The organism is Amycolatopsis sp. WAC 04197, assembly GCF_003947475.1.
Classification (GTDB): Bacteria; Actinomycetota; Actinomycetes; order Mycobacteriales; family Pseudonocardiaceae; genus Amycolatopsis; species Amycolatopsis japonica.
In genome coordinates this window covers 99747-123762 of sequence record NZ_QHJK01000003.1, presented here as the reverse complement: position 1 = coordinate 123762, position 24016 = coordinate 99747, and the positions used below count along the sequence as shown (strand labels likewise).

The window sequence follows — 24016 nt, the reverse complement described above, 5'->3', positions numbered from 1 at the left end:
ACCCAGCCTTCACCCTCGACCTCGGTGGAGATCAAGAGTGACCTGCCCGACATTTCGGGCACATTGCTCCGGCCGGGCCTGGCGGGCGGACGTCGGCTCGGCGAGGATCGCCCGATGCGCGACAGCAAGACGTTCGGCCTCATCGCCCGGGGCGGGCTGGTCTGCTACGCGGTCGTGCACCTGCTCGTGGCCTGGCTCGCGGCGCAAGTCGCGCTCGGTGACCACGCGAAGGCGGACAAGGCGGGCGCCCTGCAGATGGTCGTCGCCGAAGGGGGCGCGTGGCTGCTGTGGCTGATCGCGGCCGGTCTCGCCGTGCTGGCGATGTGGCAGCTCGGCGAGGCGATCACCGGGCACCGGCACGTGAAGACGCGGCGGCGGACCGTACGCAGGATCGTCAGCGGGATCGAGGTCGTGCTGTACGGCCTCGTCTCCTACAGCGCGGTGAAGATCGCCCTCGCGGGCGCCGACGACGGCCAAGGTTCCCTCGTGGCCGGGATCCTCGCGGAGTCCTACGGGCCTGTCCTGGTCACCCTCGCCGGAGTCGCCGTCGTGGCGGTGGCGGTGTTCCTCGCCCAGCGCGGCTTCCGGAAGACCTTCGTGCGGGAACTCGACTTCGGCGGTGCCACCGGGACGGCCAGGACCGTGACGATCCGGCTCGGGCAGATCGGCTGGATCGCGCTCTCCGCCGCGTACGGCACCATCGGCGTGCTGACGGTCGTCGCCGCGGTCACCTTCGACCCGGCCAAGGCGAGCGGCCTCGACGCCGCGTTGAAGACACTCTCCGCTCAGCCGTACGGCGGCCCGATGCTCCTCGCACTCGCGGCCGGCATCGCCGCGTTCGGCGCCTTCGCGCTCCTGGACGCGCGTTTCCGCAAGATCTGATCTGCCCGGCGAAGCGACCTGTGGCACGGTGAACGACGTCGGGAGGTCGTGATGGCAGGTGTGGTCGAGTCGATCCGCGAGCAGGGCGAGGACGCTCGTCAGGCGCGGATCGTCGAGGTGCTGGTGGAGGCCTTCGAGGACCTCATGCGCGCGGACGCCGACGCGTTCCGCCGCAAGTTCCGCAAGATGGCCGCCGCGCCGTTCGCCTTCTACCGTGGCTCGGCGTGCCTGTTCTACGCGGACATGGCGGACGAGGACGATCCGTGGTCGAACGCCGAGACCGGCCGCGTGTGGATCCAGGGCGATCTGCACGCCGAGAACTTCGGCAGCTACATGGATTCGTCCGGGACGCTGGTGTTCGACGTCAACGACTTCGACGAGGCCTACCTCGGCTGCTTCACCTGGGACCTCAAACGGCTGGCCGCCAGTGTCGCGCTGCTGGCGTGGAGCAAGGCGATCTCCGACGACGACATCGAAGCGCTGATCGGCACCTATCTGCGCGCCTACGTCAAACAGGTGCGCGAGTACGCCGAGCGGCCCGGCGACGAACTCGTCCGGCTCCAGCTGGACAGCACCGAGGGTGTCCTGCACAACGTCCTGCTCAGGGCCCGGCTCAAAACCCGGATCGACCTGCTCGACGAGCTGACCACCGTGGAGGACTACGACCGCAGGTTCCGGCACGGTCCGGGCGTCCGCGTCCTCGACGAGGCCGAACGCGAAATCGCGATCCAGGCCTTCGAGTCCTATTTGGACACCATCCCGGAGAACAAGCGGTTCGGCAGCATCACCTACCGGGTCAAGGACATCGTCGGCCGGACCGGATTCGGGATCGGCTCCGCCGGGCTGCCCGCGTACAACATCCTCGTCGAAGGACGGACCCAGGCGCTCGAGAACGACGTCGTCCTGTCGATGAAACAGGGGAACGTCGCGGCGCCGAGCCGCATCGTCGCCGAGGAGCGCATCCGCGGCTACTTCATCAACGAGGGGCATCGCACCGCCGTCTCCCAGCGCGCGTTGCAGGCGCACGCGGACCCGTGGCTCGGGTACACGGAGATCGACGGGACCGGGTTCGTCGTCTCGGAGCTGTCGCCCTACGTCGACGACTTGGACTGGTCCGAGCTGACCGAGCCGTCGGAGATGGGGCCGGTCCTCGACTATCTCGGCCGCGCCACCGCGAAGATGCACTGTGTGTCCGATTCGGACTCCGAGCAGACGCTCGTCGATTTCCAGAGCGAAGAGGCCATCGCCGCGGTCATCGGCGATCGCGAGGACGAGTTCGTCCGCACGCTGACCGAGTTCGGGATGGCCTACGCCGAGCAGTCGCGGGACGACCACCGGTTGTTCGTGGACGCCTTCCGCGGCGGGAAGATCCCCGCCGTCCGGCCCGCCGCAGAGGGCTGACCGGACGACGGGAACGCGTTATTCGCGGAGACCGATCGCCTCGATCGGCTTCGACCGCAGCGCCACGCGGGTGGCGAGGCCGAGCGAGACCAGCCCGAGCAGGATCGCCCCGGCGATGACCCCGCCGAAGACGGTGACCGTGCCCGACGGCAGCGGTGTCCCGCGCAGGCCGAGGTTCAGCAGCATCAGGGGGATCCCCGCCACCACGGTGCCCAGCAGGGCCGCGACCCCGACCGTCGCCAGTGCTTCGAAGCGCATCATCCGCACCACCTGGCGTTTCGTCGTGCCGATCAGGCGCAGCAGTGCGAACTCCCGCGAGCGCTGCGCCGTGCTCATCACCAGCGTGTTCGCCACCGAGATCACGACGTAGCCGAGGATGACCCCGACGGCGACCAGGTTCACGTAGAACTGGGCGTCCTGCTGCCCGTTCGCGGGTGCGGCCACCGCCGATGCCGGTGTCACGGCCAGCCCCGGATAGCGGACCGCGAGCTCGTTCAGCGCGGCGGTCACGGCGGCGGAATCCGCGTCGGGTTGCTGCCGCACCAGCACCGAGTCGTCCATCCGGTCGCCGGTGTGCGCCCTCGCGAGCTCGGCGGGCAGCACGTACCGGCCGAAAGCCTGCTCACGGGTGTACGTGGCGACCAGCCGCAGCTTCGCCGGAGCGCCGTCACCGAAGAAGAACTCGACCTCGTCGCCGATCTTCTTCTCGTACCAGTCGGCTTCCGATTCGCTCATCGCCACGGTGTTCCCGGTCAGGTCGGTGATCTTGCCCGACACGACACCCGGATCGACGTTCCCGCGGACCTGCGCGCCGTCCAGTCCCTGCGCCGAGTACCGCTCGACGCGCAGCCTGTCCTGCTCCTGCACCGTGTTCAGCACCTCGGTGCGCACGACCGGCGTCGCGGCGGAGACACCGGGGACACGCCGTGCCGCCTCGGCGACCTCCGGGGACAACCCGCCGGTGCCACTGGCGAGCACGTAGTCCGCCGTCGTCGCCTCGACGGTCTCCTCCTGGCGTGCCGCGGCCGCCGAGGTCTGGCTGTAGAACATCGTCAGCGCGAACGAGACCGCCAGCATCACCGGTGTCACCGCGGCCGCCAGCCGCCGCGCGTTGGCCTGGCTGTTCGCGGCGGCCAGGTAGCCGCTGATCCGCGAAGTCCGGTTCAGCACCGGGGCGATCAGCCGCGTCATGAGGGCGACCACCTTCGGGCCGAGCACGCCCAGCCCGATCACGATCACCAGCGCCGAACTGCCCGACGCCGCCAATCCCGCCTCACCACGCACGAAGATGGGGACCATCGCCCCGGCGAGACCGATCGCCATCAGCGCGCAGCCGACGATCAGGCGTACCCGGCCGAGTTCGCGCCGCTCCACCGCGGCCTCGCCGAGTGCCTCCACCGGCCGGATCGACGACGGACGCCGCGAAGCCGACCAGGCGGCCAGCCGCGCCGTGCCCAGGCCCAGCACCAGTGCGGCGACGAGCGGGATCGGGCTGATCGCCAGTTCGAAGTCGGACGGGATCACCCCGATGGCGCCGAAGGCGTTCCGCAGGCCGAAGCCCACCGCGACCCCGAGACCACTGCCCAGGACCCCCGCGACCGAGGCGACGATCATCGTCTCGGCGCCGATGAGCTTGCGGATCTGCTGCGGTGTCGCCGCGATCGCCCGCAGCAGGGCGAACTCCCGGCGGCGCTGGTTGATGACGAGCGCCAGGGTGCTGGCCACGACGAACACCGCGATGAGGAGCGCGAATCCGCCGAACGAGCCCGCGAGCGCCATCAGCAGCATCCGGGTCTGGCTGACGTCGAGGAACTCGACCGTGCTGCGCTCGACCCCGGTCGTCACCGTCACCTTGTCGCCGACCGCGGCGCTGATCTTTTCGGCGAGGTCGCCCGGCGTGACACCCGGCTCCGCCAGTACGCCGATCGCGTGCGCCTGTCCGGGGATCCCGGCGAGTTCGGTGGCCTTCTCCGGTGAGAAGAACAGCGCGGACTGCCGGGTGAGACCGTCACCCGTCTTCGGGGCGGCGATCCCGGAGACCCGGAACTCGACCGGCGCCGAACGGACGGCGATCTTCACCCGCTGCCCCACGGTCACGCCGCTCCGTGACGCGAGGTCCGCGTCCAGGACCACCTCATCGGCACCGGCGGGCGCCCGGCCGTCGCGCAAGGAGAACGGCGCCAGCACGGCGGCGTCCCAGTTGTGACCGAGCGACTGGCCGCCTTCCGGCCCGTTCACCGGCCGGCCGTCGGCGGTCACCACGGTGGCCGGGAAGCTCTGCTCCGCCACCACACCACGCACGCCGGGCACCGCGGTGATCGCCCCGGTGAGCGTCACCGGCACCGTCGCCTGCTCGGCGACCTGCTGGCCGTCGAGCGCGCCGGTACCGGGCGGTGCGACCGTCTGCCCGCCACCCACGACGACCGCCGCGTCGGCGTACCGCTGGGTGGGGACACCGGCGCGCAGTCCGGATTCCATCAGGACGCCGCAGCCGGCGACCAGCGCCGTCCCGCACAGGATCGCGACGAACGCGCCGACGAAACCGCTCAAGCGGGTCTTCGTCGTCTGCCAGGCCAAATCCCACATGACGTCACCACTCCCCGAGGTGGGTCATACGCTCGGCGACCCGCTCCGGCGTCGGCGCCGGGAGGTGACCCGCCAGCCTGCCGTCGGCGAGGAACAGCACACTGTGCGCGGCCGACGCCGCGACCGGGTCGTGGGTGACCATCAGCACGGTCTGCCCCATGCCGTCCACAATGGAGCGAAGAAGGTCGAGGACCTGTTTCGCGGTGCGGGTGTCCAGCGCCCCGGTCGGCTCGTCGGCGAGGACGACCTCCGGCCGGGTGACCAGCGCGCGGGCGATCGCGACCCGCTGCTGCTGGCCACCGGACAGTTCGGACGGACGGTGTTCGAGCCGCTTCGCGATCCCCACGCCTTCGACGATCTCGCGCAGCCACTGCGGGTCCGGCTTCTTCCCGGCCAGCCGCAGCGGCAGCGTGATGTTCTGCAGCACGTTCAGCGACGGCAGCAGGTTGTAGGCCTGGAAGATGAACCCGATGCGGGTCCTCCGCAGCTCGGTGAGCGCCTTCTCCCGCATCCTGCTCAATTCCGTGTCCCCCAGCAGCACCCGGCCCGAGCTGGGCTTGTCCAGCCCGGCCGCGCAGTGCAGGAAGGTGCTCTTGCCCGAGCCCGACGGTCCCATCACCGCGGTGAACGTGCCCCGGCGCACATCGACGGTCACCCCGTTCAAAGCCGTGACCGCGCCATCACCGGATCCGTAGACCTTGCTCACGGATTCCAGCGTCAAGGCGCACGCGCCCCCTGAATTCATCGTCTCCCCTTAGCGGTGGTGATCTCTCTCGCCAAAACCTACGGGCGACGAGGGCGGTGATCGATCCCGCGTGAGGGAGGATTCGTGGTAGCGCTGGCACTACCCCGAGGCGGTCAGGCGGGCCTGCGAGCGGTGTGACCGGTCGCCTGCTCCAGCGCGTGCGCGATCCCCAGCGCGCGCAAATCCGCATGATGCGGGGTGACCACCTGGACCCCGATCGGCAGCCCGTCGGCGGTGAACCCCGCCGGGAGGGCCGTGGCCGGGCATTCCGTGGCCGTGATCAGGTAGGCCGCGCGCATCCAGTGCAGATAGTTCTCGACCTCGGTCCCGCCGACGGTCTTCGGGTACTCCAGCTCCGCGTCGAACGGAAGTGCCTGGCTGGCGGGAAGAACGACGGCGTCCACATCGGCGAAGTAGGCGCGTACGCGGTGGAACAGTTCGGTGCGCAGCCGGTTGGCGGTCGCGACGTCCGCTCCGGTGAGCGCGCGTCCTTTCGCGACGTTCCAGCGGACGGTCTCCTTGACCTTGTCCGGCTCGCTGTCGACGAGGTCGCCGACGGACTGCGCGTAGTTCAGCGCGCGGAAGGTCTGGAACACCTCCTCCGCCCCGGTCAGATCCGGGCAGCCGGAGACGACCTCGGCGCCGAGCCGGCGCAGCACGTCCACCTGCCCTTCCACGACCGTCGCGATGTCGGCGTCCACGGGCACAAGGCCGCCCAGGTCGGGCGAAACCGCGATCCGCAAGCCGTCCAACCGGGTCGGCAATCCGGCGGTGAACACGCTGCCGGGTTCGGCCAGCGACAGCGGGGCGCGATCGTCGGGGCCCGCCTGGACGGACAGCAGCAGCGCCGTGTCGGCGACCGTGCGTCCCATCGGGCCTTGCACGCCGAGGGTGAACCAGGCGTCCCTGGCGGGCCAGGTCGGAACTCGCCCCGGACTCGGCCGGTGGCCGACCACATTGCAGAAGGAGGCGGGATTCCGCAGCGAGCCGCCCATGTCGCTGCCGTCGGCCAGCGACGTCATCCCGGCCGCGAGCGCCGTGGCTGCGCCTCCGCTCGAACCGCCCGCCGAACGGTCCGGCGCGTAGGGGTTGCGGGTCAGGCCGAACACCGGGTTGAAGGTGTGCGAACCAGCGCCGAACTCGGGAACGTTCGTCTTGCCGAAGACGATCGCCCCCGCCGCGCGCATCCGGGCGACGACGAGTTCGTCGGCGTCGGGAACGTTGTCCGCGAACGCGGGCGAGCCGAGGGTGGTGCGCATCCCCGCCGTCGCGTGGAGGTCCTTGACCGCGAGCGGAAGCCCGTGCAGCGGCCCGTGCGACCGACCGGCGGCCCGTGCCTCGTCCGCCGCCACCGCGGCGGCCCACGCCCGCTCCTCGTCGATACTGACGACGGCGTTCAGCACCGGGTTCACCGCCGCCACGCGATCGAGGGTGGCGGCGAGCAGTTCCCTCGCCGACAACTCTCCGGAGGCCAGCAGTCCGGCCTGAACGGTGGCGGGCAGATCGTTGATCGCGCTCACGACGCACACCATCGCACCCGATGGCCCTTTCGGACAAGAAACGGTGGCGAACTGCTCGTTATCGCCACATCCGTGGCCGATTCTGGCTCCAGATGGGCCACGGTAGGGAAATCCTTCAGCCCGCCAACAGTTTCCTCCAATAGGCGCGGCACCCCGGCCTTCCTACCTTGGGACGAACGTTGCCGGGGAGGGGCGCAACGTCGACCGCCCGTCACCGTTCAAGGAAGAGCGCGCATGACAGCATCCACCGCTCCATCCAGGACCACTTCGACCCAGACCCGCCGGCTCGCGATCGGCGCGGGTGCCGGGACCTCGCTGGAGTTCTTCGACTTCTCCATCTACACGGTCGCCTCCGCGCTGGTCTTCCCGAAGGTGTTCTTCTCCGGCGACACCGATCCCTGGTTCGCCTCGTTCATGAGTCTGGCGACCTACACGATCGGCTACGTCGTCGCGCCGCTCGGCGCGATCGTGATGGGCTGGGTGGGCGACCGCTACGGCCGCCGTCGCGCCATGCTCATCACCTTCTACCTCATGGGCGCGGCCACCGTCCTGATGGGACTGTTGCCCGGCTACGCCACCATCGGGGTCGCGGCGCCGTTCCTGCTCGTCCTGTTGCGCCTGGTGCACGGTTTCTCCCGGGGTGGTGAGCTGGGCGGGGCGTCGGTGCTCGCCGTCGAGCACGCGCCGCCGTCACGACGAGCGGCGTTCGGCGCCTTCGTCGCCTTGGGCTCGCCGCTCGGCGCGCTGCTGGCGAACCTCGCCTTCGTGCTGATCTTCTACTTGCCGCAAGGGGTCATCACCAGCTGGGGCTGGCGGATCCCGTTCATCGCGGGCGCGGTCGTCCTCGCCATCGGTGTCTGGGCGCGGCGCGCGCTCGAGGAATCGCCCGTGTTCCACGAGCTCGCGGCCAGCAAACTGGACGAGAAGATCGTCAAGATCCCGATCTGGAACGTCATCCGGGACAACTGGGGCAGGCTGCTGCTCGCCGCCGGCGCGAACACCGGGCTCAACGGCGTCATGTTCGTCCTGGCCGGATTCATGCTCTCCTACGCCGCCGGGCCCGCGCCGAAGGGCCTCGGCCTGGACATCCAGGACGTGCTGTGGTGCACGTTGCCCGGCCTCGCGATCCACGCGGTGACGGTCGTGCTCGGTGCCCGGCTCTCCGACCGGCTGGGCCGCAAACCCGTGATGCTCGCGGCGTCCGTCGCGGTGCTGGCGTACATGTTCGCGCTCTTCCCGATCGCGCGGGTCGGCACGCTGACCGCCTGGGCGCTCGCCATCGCCGGCGGTTTCGCGCTCACCGGGTTCCTGTTCGGCCCGCTGATCACCTACCTGACGGAACTGTTCACGCCCGAACAACGGCAGTCCGGTGCCGGGCTGGCGTACCAGATCGGTGCGGTACTCGGCGGCGGTCTCGCGCCGTCGATGGCGAACCGGCTCATCGAATGGACGGGCACGTCGACGTCGGTCGGCTACTACCTGGCGGGCGGGATGGCGTTGACCGTCGTCTGCCTGCTGGCCCTTCCCGAAACCGCACCCGTGAGGACCCACCGATGAACGACGAACTCACCGGACTCCGGCGCCGCGTCGAGGTGCTGGAGGCCGAGGCCGAGATCCGCCGCGTCCAGGCCCGCTACATGTTCCTCTGCGACACGCCCTGCCCGGAATACGGCGTCACCGACGACGACCGGCGCATCGACCTGATCCTCGAGCTCTACGCCGAAGACGCCGTCTGGGAAGGCGTCGGCGAGCACTACGACGGGCAGTTCGGCCGCGCGGTGGGCAAGGACGCGATCCGGGCGCATTTCCGGCGATTCTGGGGCGAGAAGCGGGACCCGGCGCTGGTCCTCAACGCTCATTACCTGACCTCGGAACAGATCCACGTCGACGGCGACCGGGCCGACGGGCAATGGATCCACGTCCAGCCGTGGCTGTACGCCGACGGGACCGGGTTGCTGCGGTCGAGCAGGCTCAACAACGCGTTCCGGCGTGAGGGCGGACGTTGGCTGATCACCCGCACGCGCACCGAGAACGTCTTCATCGCGCCGCTGCCCGCGGGGTTCGCTTCGGACTTCCCGGCGACTTCGGTGCTGATGGCTTGACCACGTGTCGTGAGTGGCGATTCGTGTTCTAACCCCGAATCACCACTCACGACCACCTGGACCGATCGGCTTCTGTAGCCGACCGGGGGGGCGAAGGCTCCTTTCGCCGCATCAGACTCGGTGAAGGGAGCCTTCAGCCCACACCACTCCGCTAGTGCCTACCCGTGCAGGTTGGATCAGCCGCAACCGCTGGACCGATCGGCCGCACTCACGTGATCGAAGCCGGAACTCGCGTGATCAGAGGCGAAACACCCCGAGTGCGGCCTCCAATCACGCGAGTCACGTCCCTGATCACGCGAGTCACGCCTCCGCTCACGCCCGCCCTGGGTGCCCAGTCCGTGAAGGCCTCCTTGAGGGACCCAGAGTCCCTCAAGGAGGCCTTCACGGACTTGCGCCGGAGTTCCCACCGCACCTACACGGTGACCTGGTGCTGAAGGACATCACGCACCAGAGTGCCGAGGCTGTCCGACTCGGTCTTGGCCTTGATCCGGGCCCGGTGCACGTCGACGGTCTTCACGCTCGTGCCCAGCCGCCGCGCGATCAGCTGGCTGGGCAGACCGTCGATCACCAGCCGGAGCACCTCCCGTTCGCGCGGGGTCAGCGTCGCGATCCGCTCGGCGACGGCTTTGCGGCAAGCGGCCTCCGCGAACCGTTCCGCCGCGACCACCAGCTGCGCCTGGACGACCTCCAGCATCCGCTGCGGCTCGTACGGTTTCTCGAGGAAGTCGACGGCACCAAGGCGCAGCGCCCGCACCGACATCGGGATGTCGCCATGCGCGGAACAGAAGATCACCGGGGCCGGGAAATCACGGGCGACCAGCTTCTCCTGCAGTTGCAGGCCGCTGAGCCCCGGCATCCGGACGTCGATGATCAGCACGCTCGGTTCGTCGGGGTCGAACTCCTCCAGGAAGGTCGGCCCGTCCGGGTAGACGAGCGCCTGGATCCCGACGCTCTCCAGCAGGAACACCAGGGATTGGCGGATGGCCTCGTCGTCGTCGACGATGTAGACCACCGGCGACGTCTCGCCGCCGGACGCGGAATCGGTGGTGACCATGGAGAGCTCCTTACCATGAATCCCCGGCGAGCACCCGCTCCGCCCAGCACGCGTGCCCGAGCAGTTCGTCGTCCCCGCCGTGACGGCCGACGAGTTGCAGACCGAGCGGCAGACCCGCCGGGTCGGTGAATCCGGGAATGGTGACCACGGGCAGGCCGAGCGCCTGCCAGCCTCGGCTCAGCACCGGGTTCCCGGTCGCGTCCAGTCCGTGTGGCGCCGCGCCGGGTGCAGCCGGGCCGAGTACGACGTCGAAAGCGTCGGCCAGACGGACGGCGCCGTCGGCGATGGTGGCGCGGGCGGTTTCGTACTCGTCGGCCGAGGTCGCGGCACCGGTCTGGAGCAACTGCGCCAAGGGAGCGCTCAAGCGCTCGGCCACCGCGAGTTCCGTGGCCCTTTCCCGCGCGGCTTCGTACGCCATCACGACGGGATGCGCGGCCGTCAGCTCGACCATCAGCTGTTCGTCGCGGAACGGCTCGACGGTCGCCCCGGCGTCCTGCAGACGCTTCGCCGCTTGGGTCAGCGCATGCCGCATCGGTGCTTCGACGACGTCGAGCGCGTCGGCGGACCACACCAGGATCCGCGGCGGACGCGATTCCCGTGCGGGATCGCCGGTCAGCGCGGACCACGCGAGCGCGAGGTCGGCGGCCGTGGCCGCGAAGACGCCGTGGCTGTCCAGGCTGGGGCTCAATCCCGTCACCCCGGTGACCGGGTACCGGCCGTGGCTCATCACCAGCGACGCGACCCCGCAGTACGACGCCGGCCTGGTGACCGACCCGGCGGTCTGCGAACCGAGCGCCAACGGCACCTGCCCGGACGCGACCGCGGCCGCCGACCCGCTCGACGAGCCGCCCGGGGTATGGCCGAGAGCCGCTGGATTCCGGGTCGGACCGGGCGCGAAGAACGCGAACTCGGTGGTGACCGTCTTTCCGAGCGGAGCCATCCCGGCCGCGCGCCACGCGGTCACGATCGCCGCGTCCGCCGTCGCCGGAACGGCTTCCGCGCGCAGTGTCGAACCGCAACGGGTGGGCACACCCGCCAGATCGATGATGTCCTTGACCCCGAGTGGCACACCCGCGCCCGGCAGGAAGTCCGTCCGGTCGACCCAGGCGCGCAGCTCCGCGTCCGTTTCGGCGATCCGGGCGAGCGCGCGTTTCGCGGCCGCTTCCGGAGTGGTGCGCCCCTGCCGCAGGTCCTGGACGAGTTCCCGCAGCGACCACGGGCGCCTGAGGTTCACTCGTCCTCCCAAGCGGCGTCCGCTTCCCAGTAGTCGACGCCGCCGGCGCTGACCGCGTGCCGCCACTCGGACGTCCGCTTCAGCCTCGGTTCGACCCGCGCCGTCACCTCGTCGGCGGCGTCGGGACCGTCGGCCGGGGCCTGCCAGTGGACCCAGTTCAGCTCACGGCCCTCGGCGTCGTGCACGAACAGATCCACATGGCGCCAGCCGTAGCCGTGGTTGTCGTTGTAACACATCAACGTCGTGCGCTCGCTCATGGCGCGATCCGGTGGAACTCGCGGCGGAAGTAGGCGAGGCCCCCGGCGTCCTCGTCGACGAAGACGTCCTCGACCTCGACGAAAAGCACCGTGTGCGTGCCCTGCGTGAACTCGGCACCGACTCCTCCGATGAGGACGGCGGCCGCGTCGCGGACGACGGGGATGCGGAACCTGTCGTGATCCCAGACCTCGAACCGGAACCGGTCGAGCATCGGCACGTCCGTCGCCCCGGCGAACTGCAGGGCGAGATCCTCGTGCTGGGGGGCCAGGACGTTGATGGCCATCCTGCCGTTGGTCCGGAAGATGTCGTGCGTGTAGCTCGACTGGTTGACGCAGACCAGCAGCGTCGGCGGCGAGTCGGTGACCGAGCAGACCGCGCTCACCGTGATGCCGGCGCGGCCGCTGACGCCGTCGGTGGTGACGATGTTGACAGCCGTCGAAAGGTTCGCCATCGCCGCGCGAAACCGTCGCTGGGTGGTGGTCAGCTCATCGGGCATACCTCGACGCTAGAGCCGGGGCCGAAACCGGCGATATCCCGACTTCCACCGCGCCGCCTGAGGATTTCCCTTACGTGTCCAGCGGCAGCGCGAATCCGAACCGCGAGCCCCCGCCGTCCCGCCGCTCGGCCCAGATGCTCCCGTGCTGCCGGGTGATGATGCGGTGGCTCAGCGCCAGCCCGATCCCGCTGCCACCGGGTTTGCTGGTGAAGGACTCGGCGAACGGATCCCTGGCGACACCACGGCCGTGATCGTCGACGGTGAGGACGCCGACCCCTTCCTTGGCCTCGGTGCCCACTGTGATCCGCCGCTGCACGGGTTCGCATTCGGTGGTCTCGTCGATCGCGTTGAGGCAGAGGTTCATCACCACCTGCCCGGTGAGGACGCGTTCACACCGCACCAGCACCGGCGCCGGGTCGAGCCGGACCTCGACGGCGACGGAGTTCGGCGCGGCGCTCAGCTCGATGAAGTACAGGCACTCCCGGACGATCTCGTTCAGGTCGACCACCTGCTCGACCTGTTCCAGATGTCCGACGAAGGACCGCAGCGAACCGACGATGTCCTTGGCCCGGTCGATCTGGCGGGCGACGCTGTCCAGGCCGTAGCCCATCTGCTCGCGGACGTCACCGCCGTCCGCCATCGTGGCGGCCCGCGCGCGGATCCCCGCGATGAAGTTCGCGGCGGCGGCCAGCGGCTGCCCGAGCTCGTGGGCGATCGCCATCGCCATGTCTCCCATGGCGTTGTAGCGCGCCAAGTAGTTCTCGTGCCGCAGTTCCAGCTCTCGCCGTGCTTCGCCGCGGACACGCTCGGACACGTCGTGCAGGATCATCAGATACGCGTCGACCTCGGACTCGGAAAGCCGCTCCAGGCTCCCTTCCAGCCAGGTCGAGCTCTCCCCCGGCAGCTCCAGCTGCACCGGCCCGACCGGATCGGCGCCGGCGACCACCTCGGCCCAGCGCACCGGCCTGCCGCCCAGGTACAGCCGTGCGTACGCGGTCAGCGGCTCCCCCGCGAGCCGATCGTCGTCGCCGGTCAGGCCGAGGAACGTCAGCGCGCTGTCCGTCGCGAACCGCACCGCGCCGGCGGCGTCGAGCATGAACGCCACGGTCGAGGTGTGCCGTGCCAGCGCGTCGACGTACGACGTCGTCAGCTTCAGCTCTCGTTCGATCTCCTCCGCGCGCTGGATGTCGCGGAACTGGACCATCACCGCGGGCCCGCGCTCCAGTTCGACCCGGATGGCGACCGCGTCGGTGGGGATGACCCGGCCGGATTTGCTCCGGTAGTGCCACACGATCCGGCTCGAACCGTGTTCCACCGCCGCCTGGAGCCACGCCCGCCCGATCACCCGGTCGTACTGCTGGGCGGAGCTGCTCATGTGGTTGGCCTTGAGCGGGCGCAGCTCGGAAAGACTGAATTCGAGCATCTCGCACGCGGCGGGATTGGCCCACAGGATGTTCTTGGTCGCCGCGTCGTGGACCAGCACGCACACCTTCGAGGCGTTCATCATCGCCACGAAGTCGCCGGTGGCCAGCTCGGGCGCGATCGGGTCGACCTCCACGGCCTCAGCATAGGAGTTCGCCGCCGGGCCCTCCGGTAAGGATTTCCCCTACCCCTCTGCGTGGGAATCCCCGGCCACCGGCAGGCAATGACCAATGGCCACACGCGGCGATGATCCCTAGCGTCGGAGACATCTTCCCTACGACGCGAGGAGCGCTCGATGGCCCAGATCCAGGAGAGCCCGGCCGTGACACTCGACGATGTCCTGGCCGAACTCCTCGAGCGCCGTCAGGAGTTCCGGGACCAGAGGTACGTCTCCCGCGACTTCGTCGATCGGCTCAAGGCGATAGGCGTTTACCGTTCCGCGACGCCCGGACGGTTCGGCGGCAGGCCCCTGCCCCCGGCGGAATTCCTGCGGATGGTGGAGCGGATCTCCGTCGTCGACGGATCCACCGGATGGGTGGCCAGCTTCGGCTCCGCGCTGGTGTACCTCGCGGCGCTGCCAGTCGAGACGCAGGCCGAGCTGTACGCCCACGGTCCGGACGTGTGTTTCGCCGGTGGCCTCTTCCCCGTGCAACGAGCCGAGCCGACCGCCTCCGGCTTCCTGGTCGACGGGCGCTGGAAGTTCGCGAGCGGCTGCATGGGTGCGGACGTCCTCGGCGTCGGGATCCCCGGCGACGACACGACGGCCGGAAAGCCGCGCACCGCCCTGCTACGGCCCGAGCAGGTCGAGATCGTCCAGGAGTGGGACGTCGTCGGGATGAAGGGCACCGGTTCCTTCGACCTGGTCGTCGACAAGGTCGAGGTGCCACGCGAATGGACGTTCATCCGCGGCGGTGAACCCACCATCGACGAGCCGTTGTACCGCTATCCCACGCTCGCGTACGCCTCACAGGTGCTGGCGGTCGTCGGTGCTGGTGTCGCCCGCGCGGCGCTCGACTTCGCGACCGAAGTCGGCAGTGGCCGTTCGGGCGTCACGGGTGCGCCGAAACTCGCCGACCGCGCCTACTACCGGACGGGACTGGCCGAAGCCGAGGCGACGATGCGTTCGGCACGGGCGTACTTCTACGAGGTCACCGACGAGGCGTGGCAGACCGTGCTGAGCGGCGATCCCGTGGTGCCGCATCAGAACGCCCATCTCCGGCTGGCCTCGACCCATCTCGCGAAGACGGCCGCCGACACCGTCAACCGGGTCATCGGCCTGTCCGGGACGGGGGCCATCGCCAACGACCACCCGCTGCAATGGCTGCTCGGCGACGCCCTCGTCCCGCAGCAGCACGCCTTCCTGGGTCCGGCCATGTACGACGCCGCGGGTGCCGTGCTGATGGGCCATCCGCCCACCGTTCCCGGCTTCCAGTGACCCACCACCGACCGCTGACGAGGAGTTGGACCACCACCATGAGCGATACCCCGTTGCGCGTGCTGTTCTGCATCGGTATCAACCAGAACTTCTTCGACCTGCCCGAAGGCGGCGTCGCCGCCGGCGACGTCTGGACCGCCTTCGTCGCGCTGATGGACGGCATCAAGGGCCTGCCCGGTGTGGACTTCATCGGCGACATCGACGACGACTCGCATATGGTCGGCCCGTCCGACGGCTGGCCGTGGACCTGTTACCTGCTCTGCGACGTCGACACGCAGGAGACCGTCAAGAAAGCGTGCGACTTCCTGCGCACCACACCCGTCGGCGACAGCCCGTGGAAGCTGTGGAAGTACGCCAAGATCGAAGCGCGCATCGGCCGCGCCCTCACACCGCGCGAATATCGGGGCTGATCGCGATGACCGACTTCACCGCCGCCACCGTGTACGACCTGCCGCCCGCGGACCTCGTCCTCGGCGACCGGGTCGCCGGCCGGATGTACACCGACCCCGCGATCTTCGACCAGGAGATGACGAAGATCTTCGAGCGATCCTGGATCTGGGTCGCCCACGAATCGGAACTGCCCAAGGCGGGCAGCTTCAAGTCGACCCATGTCGGACGGCATCCGGTCATCGTCACCAAGGACCGCAAGGGCGAGATCCGCACGCTGGTGAACCGCTGCCGCCACCGGGGCGCGTCGCTCTGCGAGAAGAAGACCGGCCACGCCAACGGATTCACCTGTCCCTATCACGCCTGGTCCTACGGGCTGGACGGCAAACTGCGCGGCATCCCGTACCCCGACGGGTACGAGGGCGTGATGGACAAGGCGGATCTCGGGCTGAAGACCCTGTGCACCGAGTCCTACGGCGGGATGATCTTCGCGACCCTGAACGCCGACGCCGAGCCGCTGGCCGACTTCCTCGGCGACGTCAAGCTGTGGATCGATCGCTTCATGGCGCAGGGCGGCGGTTATCCGGTGAAGGTGCTCGGCACCCACCGGTTCACCTATCGGGGCAACTGGAAGATCCAGCTGGAGAACACCACTGATGGGTACCACTTCCCCATCGTGCACCGCTCCTGGATGGCCTCGGTCGACGCCGAAACCGCCGAGATGATGTCGTTCATGACCGATCCGACGGCGGTCACCCACGATCTGGGGAACGGCCACTCGGTGATGCAGATGGTCCCCGAACACTCCGACCTGGACGCGGACGACGGCAGCGAACCGCTCCAGCCGCGGTTCGACGGGCTGGTCGCCCGTCTCGAAGAGGCCGGGGCGGACGAAGCCGAGATCCGCAGGCTCGTCCGTGCCGTGCACGGCACGGGGTTCAACCTCAACCTGTTCCCGAACGTGTCGATGTCGATCTCGTTCTTCCGGGTGCTGCGCCCGATCAGCGTCGACGAGACCGTCATCGAGCACGTCGCCCTCGGTAGTGACGGACCGGCCGAGATCGTCGGGCCGGTCAACCGCGAACGGCTGCGCGCCCACGAACACTTCCAGGGTCCCTTCGGATTCGGCACCCCGGACGACTCCGAGGGCTGGGACCGGGTGCAGCGCGGCGCCCAGGGCGCGCCCGAGCTGCCGATCATGGTCAACCGCGGTCTGGGGCGCGAGAAGCCCTCCGCCGAAGGCTGGCCGACCAGCCATGTCACCGACGAGACCGGGATGCGGGCGGCGTACGCCCAATGGAAGCGGATGATGAGCGATGACTGAGACCCTCACCGATCCGCGGGTGGTCCGTGCGATCGAGCTGGCCTGGCGCGAAGCCGCGCTGTTGGACGGCAAGGACTACGAGACCTGGCAAGGGCTTTACGCCGAAGACGCGATGTACGTCATCCCGATCGAACGCGACGCCGAGGATTTCGACGACGTCCTCAACATGGTCAACGACGACGCCCGGATGCGCGGGTTGCGCGTACGGCGGATGACCGAGGGCTACGCGATCGCCGCGGTGGACTCGGCGATCACCGTGCGGACCGTCTCGCGCTTCATCCCCACGGACGTCGACGACCGGTCGGTCACGCTCAAGGCCGCCCAGATCATCGTGGCGTACAAACGCGGCCGTCACGACCTCTGGGCCGCGGACGTCGACTACGTCGTCCGCCTCGGCGCCAGTGCCGACGAAGACCGCTTCGCCCGCAAAGTCGTCCGGCTGGTCAACGCCGACGAAGCCGTTCCCGCCGCGGGATTCCTGCTGTGAGCGGCAACGCGCCGGTCGCCGTGGTCACCGGCGGGGCGACCGGGCTCGGCGAGCAGATCGCGCGGCGTTTGCACAGCGGTGGTCACCGGGTGGCGATCGCCGACCTCGACGAGGCGGCCGCGAAACGGCTCGCGACCGAATTGGACCGGACCGGGGCCCACGCTCAGAGCTACCGCGTCGACGTCGCCAGCCGCCAGGACATCGACCAGTTGCTCGCGTCGGTGCTCGGCGATTTCGGCGGGGTGCAGGTGCTGGTCAACAACGCCGCCCGCACCCAGGCACGACCGTTGCTGGAGATCACGCCGCAGGAGCTCGACGAGGTGATGGCGGTGAACTTCAACGGCACCTTCCACGCCTGTCAGCTGTTCGGCGCGCACATGGCCGAAGCCGGATACGGCCGGATCGTCAACCTGGCCTCGCTGGCCGGGCAGAACGGCGGCACGTCGACCGGCGGGCACTACGCGTCCTCCAAGGGCGCGATCCTGACCGCGACCAAGGTGTTCGCCCGCGAGCTCGCCGCACGGGGAGTCACCGTGAACGCGGTCTCCCCCGGACCGCAGGACAGCCCCATGGTCCACCGGATCGTCGGTGAGAAGAACCTCGCGAAGCTGACGGCGGGCATCCCGGTCGGACGGCTGGGCAGCATGACGTTCATCGCCGAGATGGTGGCGCTGCTCGCCTCCCCCGAAGCCGCCTCCGTCACCGGCGCCTGCTGGGACGCGAACGGCGGCCTGTTCATGCGCTGACCAGGAGGCATCCAGATGACGAACGTCCTCTTCCGCGTCGTCGAAATCACCGAGGAGACACCGGAAATCCGTACCCTGCGGCTGGTCCGGCAGGACGACGAGCCGCTGCGCGTCCGTTACCGGGCCGGGGCGCACGTCGACGTGGTCGGCCCGACGGGGGTGCTGCGGCAGTATTCGCTGTGCGGCGCCCCCGACGACCCGCGTTCGATCCTGATCGCGGTCAAACGGGAACCGGCCTCGCGCGGTGGATCCGTGGCGATGCACCAGGTCTCGGTCGGCGACCACCTCAAGATCAGCGAGCCGCGCAATCTGCTGACCGTCGCCGAAGACGCGGACCGGCACGTCCTCGTCGCCGGCGGTATCGGCATCACGCCGCTGCTTTCGATGGCCTACGAGCTCTACACCTGGGGCAGCGAATTCGAGCTGCACTACTTCGCGCGCTCGCGGGAAACCGCGGCGTTCGTGGAACTGCTCGAAGAACGGGTCGAGTTCGCCGACCGCGTCCGGCTTCATTTCGGCGTCCCCCGCGCCGGACATCCCGCCGTACTCCGGACGATCGCCGAAGGCCTCACCCCGTCGGCCCACGTCTACACCTGTGGACCCGACGGTTTCATGCGACAGGTCGGCGACGTGCTCGGCCCGGTCGTCGGCGCGGACCACGTGCACGTCGAACATTTCGAAGCCGCCGAGGTGGACACCTCCGGCGACCGTCCCCTCACCGTCGAACTCGACACCGGCGAGGAATTCGAGGTACCGGCCGGGAAATCGATCCTGGCGGTGCTCGAGGACAACGGCATCGAGGTCTTCAAGTCCTGCGAGGAAGGGATTTGCGGCTCGTGCGTGTCCGGGGTGCTCGAAGGCACCCCGGATCATCGGGACAACTGCCTGACCGCCGCCGACCGCGAGGGTCAAATGGCACTCTGCGTTTCGCGCGCGCTCACCGACCGGCTCGTCATCGAGTTGTACTGAGCGACCACCGTTTGGGCGACCACCGTTTGGCGAATAGCCGGGCGACGGCCGCCGCTGGCACGCTGGACCCGGTCCGCTCCGCCGAGAAAGGGTGATCCCCGGTGACGCGTCCCCTGGTTCTGGACCCGAACGGCCAAGACATCCACGCCGAGAACGAACGACTTCGCGAGCAAGGTCCGATCACCCGGGTCGAGTTGCCTGGCGGTGTCGTGGCCTGGTCGGTGACCGGCTACGAACTCCTGCGTGACCTGCTCAGCGACCCGCGGGTGTCCAAGGACGCCCGGCAGCACTGGCCGGCGCTGGCCGAGGTCAGCGCGGACTGGCCGTTGCTGGTGTGGGTCAACGTGCGGAACATGTTCACCGCTTACGGCGCCGACCACAGGCGGCTCCGCTCGCTCGTGACGCAGGCCTTCACAGCGCGCAGGATCGCCACGCTGGAGCCCTGGATCACCCGGATCGTCACCGATCTGCTGGACGGGCTCGCGGCCCTGCCCACCGACGAACCCGTGGACCTGCGGGAGAACTTCGCCTATCCGGTGCCCATCGAAGTGATCTGCCACCTGTTCGGCGTACCGGACTCGGCCCGCGGCAGACTGCGGCACTCGGTTGACGTCTTCTTCCGGACTTCGGCGAGCCAGGAGGCGATGCTGGCCGCGTACCAGGACATCCATTCGATCTTCACCGAGCTCGTCGCCGCCAAGCGGGAGAACCCCGGCGAGGATCTCACCACCGCGCTCATCGCCGCGCAGGACGACGGCGCCCGGCTGGACGAAACCGAACTGATCGACACCCTGATCCTGTTCATCTCGGCCGGTCACGAAACCACCGTGAATCTTCTCGACCAGGCCATCACCGCGCTGTTGACCCATCCCGATCAGCTCGCACTGCTGCGCGCGGGGCAGGTCCCCTGGACCGACGCGATCGAGGAAACCTTGCGGTGGCAGGCTCCCGTGGCGAACCTGCCGTTGCGCTACGCCGTCGAGGACATCGCCGTCGCCGGTGTGGTGATCCGGCAGGGCGACGCGATTCTGGCGGGCTACGCCGCCGCCGGCCGTGACCCGGCGCTGCACGGGCACGACGCCGACGCGTTCGACGTGACGCGGAAGGACAAAGCGCATATCGCGTTCGGGTACGGCGCGCATTTCTGCATCGGCGCGCCGCTGGCCCGGCTGGAGGCGGCGATCGCCCTTCCGGCCCTGTTCGAGCGTTTCCCGGACATGACTCTCGCGACGCCGCCGGACGCCCTACGGCATCTCGACTCGTTCATCTCCAACGGCCATCGATCGCTACCGGTCCGGCTCAAGAACCCGGCTTCAGCCTCGTAGCTCGGGTGTCAGCACGCTGCTCCGCTTCAGTCCCTTCGTCACCAGCCCGGTGTGCACGGAAACCGCGAGCCGCGCCCAGTCCGATTCGGCGACGAACCGGTGCAGGGTCTCGAAATCGGGCAGTGTCACGTCGGCCATCAGCTGGTGCTCCCCCATGGTCGCCGCGGCGTACCGGACGTACGGCGAGGCGAGCAGCTCCCGGCCGAGTCCGTCCACATCGGACGGACGGCTGCGGATCCACAGCAAGGCTTCGATCGGCAGGCCGAGCACCGCCGGTTCGACGACGGCGCGGATGAACATCTCCCCGCTCCGGCGCAGCGACTCCACCCGGCGGCGCACCGTCGACTCCGACACCCCGACCAGCCGGGCGAGTTCCTCGTGCGTCCGCCTGCCGTCCTCGCGCAACGCCCGGACGAGCGCGCGCTTGTCCGGGGTGAAGACGTCACCGTCCGGATGCCGGGGTTGCGGCGTCAGCTGGGGAAGTTCGCTGAGTTCGGCCACTTCCGCCGCGGTCAGGATCCCCGGCTGCCATTCGTGCACGGTCCGGTAGTACTTCGTGATGGGATCCGCGGTGATCTCGTGCAGTCCGGGGGTCGTGGCGATGTCCTCCGACAGGTAGGCCGAGAGCCGCTCGCGCGAGCAGCACACCTCGGCGGCGACCTCGGCCTGCCCGGTGAGCAGGTAGCAGAAGCTCGCCTCGGCGCGGCGGGCCAGCGCGGTCGCGGCCGTCCTGGCGAGCCCGGCGGTGCATTTGGCGCGCACCAGCATCGGCACGCCGTAGGGCGTCACCGCCGTCACCGTGACGATCCCGGTTTCCAGCAGCCGAACCCCGCGCCGGGCCACGGTGCGCTCGGGGGCGCCGAGCGCTTCGGCGATACGCCGCCACGACGCCCGGCCGTCCACCTGCAGGGCCCCGATGATGCGGAGATCGAGTGGATCCATCCGCCCATGATGTGGCCGATTCCGCCAGATGTCGAGCGAGTCTTGTCGGACCCGGTCAGGTCGGCGTCGCGAAAGCCGCACACGCGTGATCGAAGCCGGAACTCGCGTGATCAGAGGCGGAACACCGAGTGCGGCGTCCAATCACACGAGTTACGTCTCTGATCACGCGAGTCACGCGTCTGATCACGCGAGTCCGGGCAACCGTCGCGTCACCGACCGCGGAACCGTGCGGCCAGCGCGGCCACCGGCGATCGCCGCGCCCGCACCGGAAGCGCGCCGGAAGTGATGTCCTCCAGCAAGGTCGCCACGGTCTCCCGCGCACAAGTTCGGTTCGCGCCGATCCCGCCCGAGGGACCGCGTTTGATCCAGCCGACCACGTAGGCGCCGCTGCGCCCGTCGACGCGACCGGCCGTGTTCGGGATCGTGCCGCGGTCGTCGTCGAACGGAAGCCCCGGCACCGGGACTCCGCGATAGCCGACAGCGCGGACGACCTGACCGGCGGCGATCTCCACCGGCCCCTCCTGCCCCGTGACGCGCACGCCGCGCACCTGGGTGTCGCCCACGATCTCGGTGGGCGCGGAGTGGAACCGCAGGACGATCCGGCGAGCGTCCGAACCCGGCGGAACGGTCCAGTCGACGGTCTCCCGGCCGAGGTCGCGCAGCAGCGCCGCCTTGCCGGTGCCCGCCTCGATCGCTGCCGTGGTGCGCGGGTCGGCGTCGTCGACGACGAGCGGCACACCGGCGCGTCCCGCGAGCGCGAGCAGCTCCGGCGACGTGTAGGCCGCGTCCTCCGGTCCGCGCCGGGCGAGCAGTACGACCTCCCGGATCTTGCTGGTGCGCAGGCGTTCCAGGGCGTGCGTGGCGATCGTCGTCCCGGCGAGGTCGTCGGGGTCGGCGGTGAGGATCCGGGCCACGTCCAGCGCGACGTTCCCGGTGCCGACCAGGACGACACGTTCCGCGGACAGGTCGACCGCGTTCGCGGGCACGTCCGGATGGCCGTTGTACCAGGCGACGACGGTGGTCGCGGCGATACTGCCGGGCAGATCCTCGCCGTCCAGGCCGAGCCGGCGCGCGGACGAGGCACCGACCGCGTAGACGACGGCGTCGTGCCGCTCGGCCAGCTCGTCCACCGACACGTCGCGCCCGATCTCGGTGCCCAGGCGCATCTTCAGCCGCGGATGCTCGTGAAGACGCGAGAAGGTCTCGCCGATCCGCTTCGTGGCGGGGTGGTCAGGGGCGACGCCATAGCGGACGAGCCCGCCGGCGACCGGCAGCCGGTCGATCAGCGTGACCCGCGCGTTCGTGTGGAGAAGCAGGTCCTCCACCGCGTACATACCGGCGGGGCCGGTGCCGACGACGGCGATGTCCGGCGGCGCGAAGTCGCTCGGGATGGCTCGGTCGAACGTCGGCGGACTCCACCGGTGGAAGTTCGGCGCCGGATCCACCGAGGCGACGGGCTCGCGGTCGGCGTAGAAGGCCGCGTTGATTCCCGCGTAGACCTGGAGCGGTCCGGTCAGCAGGTCCGCCGGGAAGATGGCGTCCACCGGACAGGCGTCCGCGCAGGCCCCGCAGTCGATGCACGTGTCCGGATCGACGTAGAGCATCTCGGTGGTGCCGAAATCGGGCTCGTCCGGCGTCGGGTGGATGCAGTTGACCGGGCAGACCGACACGCAGGTGGCGTCGTTGCAGCAGGTCTGGGTGATCGCGAAGGCCATGTCAGATCAGGTTCGCCCGCTTGTAGAACACCAGCGCGGGGCGGGTGAGCAGGCCGCACGAGCCGAGGAACTCCATCAGCCCGGCACAGCTCGACCGCATCATCGACTTGTGGTGCTCGTTGGCCTTCGCCTCGCGCAACGCGCGCTTGGTGTCGAGTCCCGCGTGCTTGTACACGTCGCGGTTGATCATGCTGCTGACGATGAAGTACGAAGCGATCGCGATGACCAGCGCGTTGATCCGGCGGCGCAGGAAACCCGCGCCCTCCAGCTGCTCACGCGTCTCTTCCCTGGCGAACTTCATGTGCCGGGACTCTTCGACCACGTGGATGTTGTTGATGGTGCGCACGAACGGGACCACGCGCTCGTCCCGCATCCAGTCGCGCTGCATGACGTCGAGGACTTCCTCGGCGACGAGGATCGCCGCATACGCCGCTTCGCCGCTGGCCGTCGCCTTGAAGATCCGGCCGAGTTCGACGGCGAGTTTGCGCGGGCGGTACGGCGGCGCGCCGAGCTTCGCCGCGCCGCGGGCGAACATGATCGAGTGACGGCATTCGTCCGCGATCTCGGTCAGCGCCCACTGGAACGCCGGATCGGTCGGGTCCTTGGCGTAGAAGTCGCGCAGGACCATCTGCTGCAGGATCATCTCGAACCAGATCCCGGTGCTCGCCACGGAAGCGGCTTCCTGGCGCGTGAGCTCTTTCTGCTGCTCCGGGCTCATCTCGGCCCAGTAGCTCGTGCCGTAGAGCGTGCTCCACTCCGGGCTGGCACCGTGGAAGTCCTTGTCCAGCGGCGTCTCCCAGTCCACCTCGGTGGCCGGGTCGTAGGACAGCATCGCGGACGAATCGAGGAGCCGCTGCGCGGTCTCGTGGCGGCCTGCCCCGGCCGTTCGTGGCACATCGGTGCTGGTCATACGGACCTCCCTGACGACGTCGACAGAGTGCGCGGCTACCTGTTACCGCGATTCACTGTTACTCAAGGTAACATAT

At 69.4% G+C, this 24016-nt stretch carries 22 protein-coding genes; 11 read left to right on the top strand and 11 right to left on the bottom strand.

What is annotated here, in order from left to right; all coding sequences use genetic code 11:
- Positions 1 to 24 precede the first annotated feature (24 nt).
- Both DMC64_RS13645 and DMC64_RS13640 read left to right on the top strand, forming a co-directional pair.
- On the top strand, positions 25 to 882 hold the full coding sequence (locus DMC64_RS13645; RefSeq protein WP_125733799.1) for a DUF1206 domain-containing protein: 858 nt from the start codon (positions 25 to 27) through the stop codon (positions 880 to 882).
- 51 nt (positions 883 to 933) lie between these two features.
- Positions 934 to 2283, top strand: a complete 1350-nt coding sequence (locus tag DMC64_RS13640) for a DUF2252 domain-containing protein (RefSeq protein WP_125733798.1) — start codon at positions 934 to 936, stop codon at positions 2281 to 2283.
- A gap of 18 nt (positions 2284 to 2301) precedes the next feature.
- Here the strand turns inward: DMC64_RS13640 and DMC64_RS13635 are convergent, their stop codons facing one another.
- The 3 genes from DMC64_RS13635 to DMC64_RS13625 form a co-directional block, all read right to left on the bottom strand.
- Positions 2302 to 4869 carry an FtsX-like permease family protein gene (locus tag DMC64_RS13635; RefSeq protein ID WP_125733797.1) on the bottom strand — a complete coding sequence of 856 codons (2568 nt, stop codon included), beginning with the start codon at positions 4867 to 4869 and terminating at the stop codon, positions 2302 to 2304.
- A gap of 4 nt (positions 4870 to 4873) precedes the next feature.
- On the bottom strand, positions 4874 to 5614 hold the full coding sequence (locus tag DMC64_RS13630; protein ID WP_037338465.1) for an ABC transporter ATP-binding protein: 741 nt from the start codon (positions 5612 to 5614) through the stop codon (positions 4874 to 4876).
- A 113-nt stretch (positions 5615 to 5727) separates the two neighbouring features.
- Positions 5728 to 7134 (bottom strand): amidase, encoded by a 1407-nt coding sequence (locus DMC64_RS13625; RefSeq protein WP_233629646.1) that lies wholly within the window; start codon positions 7132 to 7134, stop codon positions 5728 to 5730.
- Positions 7135 to 7368: 234 nt separating this feature from the next.
- Here DMC64_RS13625 and DMC64_RS13620 point away from each other — a divergent pair, with 234 nt between their 5' ends.
- Together DMC64_RS13620 and DMC64_RS13615 are read left to right on the top strand one after the other, a co-directional pair.
- Positions 7369 to 8691: an MFS transporter gene (locus DMC64_RS13620; RefSeq protein WP_125733795.1), complete on the top strand. Its 1323-nt coding sequence runs from the start codon at positions 7369 to 7371 to the stop codon at positions 8689 to 8691.
- On the top strand, positions 8688 to 9236 hold the full coding sequence (locus DMC64_RS13615; RefSeq protein WP_125733794.1) for a nuclear transport factor 2 family protein: 549 nt from the start codon (positions 8688 to 8690) through the stop codon (positions 9234 to 9236). The genes DMC64_RS13620 and DMC64_RS13615 overlap by 4 nt, the downstream gene beginning before the upstream one ends.
- A 412-nt stretch (positions 9237 to 9648) precedes the next feature.
- On the opposite strand, the gene DMC64_RS13610 is transcribed toward DMC64_RS13615, so the two are convergent.
- The 5 genes from DMC64_RS13610 to DMC64_RS13590 form a co-directional block, all read right to left on the bottom strand.
- Entirely contained in the window at positions 9649 to 10290 is a 642-nt protein-coding gene (locus DMC64_RS13610; protein WP_125733793.1) for a response regulator transcription factor, read from the bottom strand.
- 10 nt (positions 10291 to 10300) lie between these two features.
- Positions 10301 to 11524 (bottom strand): amidase, encoded by a 1224-nt coding sequence (locus tag DMC64_RS13605; RefSeq protein ID WP_125733792.1) that lies wholly within the window; start codon positions 11522 to 11524, stop codon positions 10301 to 10303.
- On the bottom strand, positions 11521 to 11781 hold the full coding sequence (locus DMC64_RS13600; RefSeq protein WP_037338477.1) for a hypothetical protein: 261 nt from the start codon (positions 11779 to 11781) through the stop codon (positions 11521 to 11523). The genes DMC64_RS13605 and DMC64_RS13600 overlap by 4 nt, the downstream gene beginning before the upstream one ends.
- Entirely contained in the window at positions 11778 to 12278 is a 501-nt protein-coding gene (locus DMC64_RS13595) for a flavin reductase (RefSeq protein ID WP_037338480.1), read from the bottom strand. The genes DMC64_RS13600 and DMC64_RS13595 overlap by 4 nt, the downstream gene beginning before the upstream one ends.
- Positions 12279 to 12348: 70 nt before the next feature.
- Positions 12349 to 13836, bottom strand: coding sequence for a PAS domain-containing sensor histidine kinase (locus DMC64_RS13590; RefSeq protein WP_125733791.1), 1488 nt, complete (start codon positions 13834 to 13836; stop codon positions 12349 to 12351).
- A 159-nt stretch (positions 13837 to 13995) separates the two neighbouring features.
- On the opposite strand from DMC64_RS13590, the gene DMC64_RS13585 reads away from it, so the two are divergent.
- The 7 genes from DMC64_RS13585 (at position 13996) to DMC64_RS13555 (ending at position 20373) form a co-directional block, all read left to right on the top strand.
- On the top strand, positions 13996 to 15135 hold the full coding sequence (locus tag DMC64_RS13585) for an acyl-CoA dehydrogenase family protein (protein WP_125733790.1): 1140 nt from the start codon (positions 13996 to 13998) through the stop codon (positions 15133 to 15135).
- Positions 15136 to 15173: 38 nt separating this feature from the next.
- On the top strand, positions 15174 to 15545 hold the full coding sequence (locus DMC64_RS13580) for a hypothetical protein (RefSeq protein ID WP_016334550.1): 372 nt from the start codon (positions 15174 to 15176) through the stop codon (positions 15543 to 15545).
- Positions 15546 to 15550: 5 nt separating this feature from the next.
- A complete protein-coding gene (locus DMC64_RS13575; RefSeq protein ID WP_125733789.1) occupies positions 15551 to 16846 on the top strand; it encodes a Rieske 2Fe-2S domain-containing protein in 1296 nt (431 codons plus the stop codon).
- Positions 16839 to 17333, top strand: coding sequence for an aromatic-ring-hydroxylating dioxygenase subunit beta (locus DMC64_RS13570; RefSeq protein ID WP_125733788.1), 495 nt, complete (start codon positions 16839 to 16841; stop codon positions 17331 to 17333). Before DMC64_RS13575 ends, DMC64_RS13570 begins: the two co-directional genes overlap by 8 nt.
- The gene (locus DMC64_RS13565; protein ID WP_125733787.1) at positions 17330 to 18079 is read left to right on the top strand and encodes an SDR family NAD(P)-dependent oxidoreductase; all 750 of its coding nucleotides are present in this window, start codon (positions 17330 to 17332) and stop codon (positions 18077 to 18079) included. The genes DMC64_RS13570 and DMC64_RS13565 overlap by 4 nt, the downstream gene beginning before the upstream one ends.
- A 15-nt stretch (positions 18080 to 18094) precedes the next feature.
- The gene (locus tag DMC64_RS13560; RefSeq protein ID WP_125733786.1) at positions 18095 to 19048 is read left to right on the top strand and encodes a PDR/VanB family oxidoreductase; all 954 of its coding nucleotides are present in this window, start codon (positions 18095 to 18097) and stop codon (positions 19046 to 19048) included.
- A gap of 101 nt (positions 19049 to 19149) precedes the next feature.
- Positions 19150 to 20373: a cytochrome P450 gene (locus DMC64_RS13555; protein WP_125733785.1), complete on the top strand. Its 1224-nt coding sequence runs from the start codon at positions 19150 to 19152 to the stop codon at positions 20371 to 20373.
- Here DMC64_RS13555 and DMC64_RS13550 read toward each other — a convergent pair.
- The 3 genes from DMC64_RS13550 to DMC64_RS13540 form a co-directional block, all read right to left on the bottom strand.
- Positions 20362 to 21315 (bottom strand): Lrp/AsnC family transcriptional regulator, encoded by a 954-nt coding sequence (locus DMC64_RS13550; protein ID WP_125733784.1) that lies wholly within the window; start codon positions 21313 to 21315, stop codon positions 20362 to 20364. The two genes, DMC64_RS13555 and DMC64_RS13550, sit on opposite strands and share 12 nt — an antisense overlap.
- Before the next feature lie 209 nt (positions 21316 to 21524).
- Entirely contained in the window at positions 21525 to 23030 is a 1506-nt protein-coding gene (locus DMC64_RS13545; RefSeq protein WP_125733783.1) for an FAD-dependent oxidoreductase, read from the bottom strand.
- Between the two features lies 1 nt (position 23031).
- Positions 23032 to 23940 (bottom strand): diiron oxygenase, encoded by a 909-nt coding sequence (locus DMC64_RS13540; protein WP_016334557.1) that lies wholly within the window; start codon positions 23938 to 23940, stop codon positions 23032 to 23034.
- Positions 23941 to 24016 lie beyond the last annotated feature (76 nt).